The sequence below is a fragment of the Hymenobacter terricola genome (assembly GCF_017921975.2).
Lineage (GTDB): Bacteria > Bacteroidota > Bacteroidia > Cytophagales > Hymenobacteraceae > Hymenobacter > Hymenobacter terricola.
This window is the reverse complement of the sequence record NZ_JAGEMO020000145.1, coordinates 1-2,620: the sequence shown is the minus strand read 5'-3', so window position 1 is coordinate 2,620 and position 2,620 is coordinate 1. Positions and strand designations below refer to the sequence as shown.

General features: G+C 60.2%; 4 protein-coding genes. 2 read left to right on the top strand and 2 right to left on the bottom strand.

From position 1 onward, the window contains the following. Positions 1–142, top strand: a 142-nt coding sequence (locus J4G38_RS27315) for a transposase (RefSeq protein WP_226163858.1), incomplete at its 5' end; no start/stop codon positions are given. Positions 143–449: 307 nt separating this feature from the next. On the opposite strand, the gene J4G38_RS27310 is transcribed toward J4G38_RS27315, so the two are convergent. Beyond that, positions 450–1,313 carry a sigma-70 family RNA polymerase sigma factor gene (locus J4G38_RS27310; protein ID WP_210521729.1) on the bottom strand — a complete coding sequence of 288 codons (864 nt, stop codon included), beginning with the start codon at positions 1,311–1,313 and terminating at the stop codon, positions 450–452. A 335-nt stretch (positions 1,314–1,648) separates the two neighbouring features. Here J4G38_RS27310 and J4G38_RS27305 point away from each other — a divergent pair, with 335 nt between their 5' ends. Next, positions 1,649–2,305 (top strand): toxin-antitoxin system YwqK family antitoxin, encoded by a 657-nt coding sequence (locus tag J4G38_RS27305; RefSeq protein ID WP_226163991.1) that lies wholly within the window; start codon positions 1,649–1,651, stop codon positions 2,303–2,305. 89 nt (positions 2,306–2,394) lie between these two features. On the opposite strand, the gene J4G38_RS27300 is transcribed toward J4G38_RS27305, so the two are convergent. Continuing rightward, on the bottom strand, positions 2,395–2,620 hold a 226-nt coding region (locus J4G38_RS27300; RefSeq protein WP_226163989.1), incomplete at its 5' end, for a hypothetical protein.

Sequence of the window (2,620 nt, the reverse complement as noted above, 5' to 3'; positions counted from 1 at the left end):
GGTCGTCGAACGGAGCTTCGCTTGGCTCAGCCGGTTCCGCCGATTGGCCCGCGACTATGAGCGGCTCAGCAGCACCTTGCAGCAACTCCACTTTGTCGTCTTTACCTGTATCATGCTCGCTAGGCACACCAATAGTGCATAACAGGCTCTAGGGGCTAATGTGGGGATACAGTGGCTATAACTCGGGCTATAATTTGCCTATAACCGGGCTATAACCTGCCTATAACTGTTTTTGAGGTGGCTATAACCAGCCTATAACTCATTTGCGGGGTGGCTATAATTCGTTTGCAGGTGGCTCTAACTCCTTTTTCACCGTTCACGAAAAGGGTCAATCTAAACTAAGGGGCGTGTTATTAAACAACCAGGGGAAATCTGCCGAGTTGCCGGTTTCCCTAGTTGTCTAACAACACCCACCCGACTGAATTGGGCCATCGGGCAGACCGCAACCACTAGCCCAGGTACGGTTTCAGGGCCTTCGAGCGCGTGGTGTGCTTGAGGCGCCGAATGGCCTTTTCCTTGATCTGCCGCACCCGCTCCCGGGTCAGGTTGAACTGCTCGCCAATCTCTTCCAGCGTCCGCGCTGCGTGCCCATTGAGCCCAAAGTGGAGCGTCACGACGTCCGCCTCGCGCAGGGTCAGGGTCGAGAGCGCGCGCTGGACCTCCCGGCGCAGGGAGTCGTGCAGCAAGCCGGCATCGGGGCTTTCCGCGTCCTCGTTCGCCAGCACGTCGAGCAGGCGGTTTTCTTCGCCCTGCACGAAGGGCGCATCCATCGAGACGTGGCGGCCCCCGATTTTCAGCGTGTCCGCCACCTCCGAGGTGCTCAGCTCCAGCAACTCGGCAATCTCGTCGGCCGAGGGTTCCCGCTCGAACTTCTGCTCCAATTCGGAGAACGAGCGGCTGATTTTATTCAGCGAGCCCACCCGGTTCAGGGGCAGGCGCACAATGCGGCTCTGCTCGGCCAGGGCTTGCAGGATGCTCTGGCGAATCCACCACACGGCGTAACTGATAAACTTGAACCCCTTGGTTTCATCGAAGCGTTTGGCCGCTTTAATCAGCCCCAGGTTGCCTTCGTTGATGAGGTCGCCCAAGGTCAGGCCCTGGTTCTGGTACTGCTTGGACACCGATACGACGAAGCGCAGGTTGGCTTTGGTCAGCTTTTCGAGGGCCATCTGGTCGCCCTCGCGGATGCGCTGCGCCAACTCGACTTCCTCGTCGATCGACACCAGGCTCACTTTGCCAATTTCCTGCAGGTACTTGTCCAGCGACTGGCTTTCGCGGTTGGTAATCTGTTTGCTGATTTTAAGCTGTCTCATGCGGCAACGGTACGACTTGTGTTGGTGTTAAACGGGCGGGAAGAACCCGCCCCCGTCGCTTGGCGGTTCGGTCGGGTCCAACGGGTATCAAGACGCCGCCCCGCGGAAAGGTTCACGGCGCGGGCAAAGTCCCGGCCCCGGCCGGCCGCTGCCGGTACCGGTTGGCCACCCAGTCGGCGGGGGCGCAGGGGCCGCTCGTCGGAAATAATGAGCCGGAAGCGGCTGGCTACGGCGAGGAGCATATCGACCATATCCAGCGGTTAGACAAAAAAGAGGCTATCGGCTACCTTTCGCGCAGCCTGCGCCCAGCGCCCACCCGTTTCACGCCGCCGTCGATGACTTTTTTGTTCCTGTTGTGGTCCTGCGGGGCGGTGCTTTCCGCCGAGTCGGTTTCCTGCCTTCCGGCACGGTGCGCGGCCCATGGCCCGGCGGTGCGGGCCGATACGCTCACTGGCCAGGTGACGACCCATTACCCATCCGGGAAAATCAAAGAAGTCGCCACCTACGCCCACGGCGTGCGCCACGGCCGGGCCACGGGGTACCGCCCCAACGGCGACCTGCACTACGATGCCCACTACCAACACGGGGAGGTGGACGGCCCATTCCGGCTTTACCTGAACGGGCACCTGTTCCGGGAAATTTCGTACCGCGAGGGCCGCTATCACGGGCCATGGGTGGCGTACCGCAAGGGCCGCAAAACCATCGAGGCTTCCTTTGCCCAGGGGCAACTGGACGGGTGGTACTACGACTACTACTACCCGAGCGGGCGCATCCGGCGTAAAGCCTTCTACCGGGACGGCACGCTGGTATCGGGCGAATCCTACTACGGAAAGGACGGGTACTTGCAGTACGAGTTGATCAAGGCCGGGCCAAACAACCCCCGCAATCGGCTCCTCGAGCAAGTGTTCTACGACCAGAGCGGCCGGGTCATCCGCAGCAAGTTCATCGACACGTTTCCCGTCACCACCTACCTGTTTAACCTGCTGCGGTGAGGCGCATTTCCAGTATGGCCACGGCCGGCCTTCACGGTTCACTTTAACGGTCCGAAGGTAAACGCGCGCTGTTCAAAATAAGGAGGGCCTTATTGAACAGTGAAAACGGAAGCCAGCTGGATTTTATAAATTACCCCCTGGCTAACGTGGCAGTACTGCATTTCTCCGTCCACCACGTAGACCAGTGCCAGGGTGCTGATGGGACGCCCTGGCAGGGGTAAGGGGGCCGTAAAAAAGGTGTGCAGAAAGGCTTGCTGACTCATGCCGACGTGCACGCCCGTCGCCAAGGAAAGGCCGGGGTCTGTTAAGGTGCCA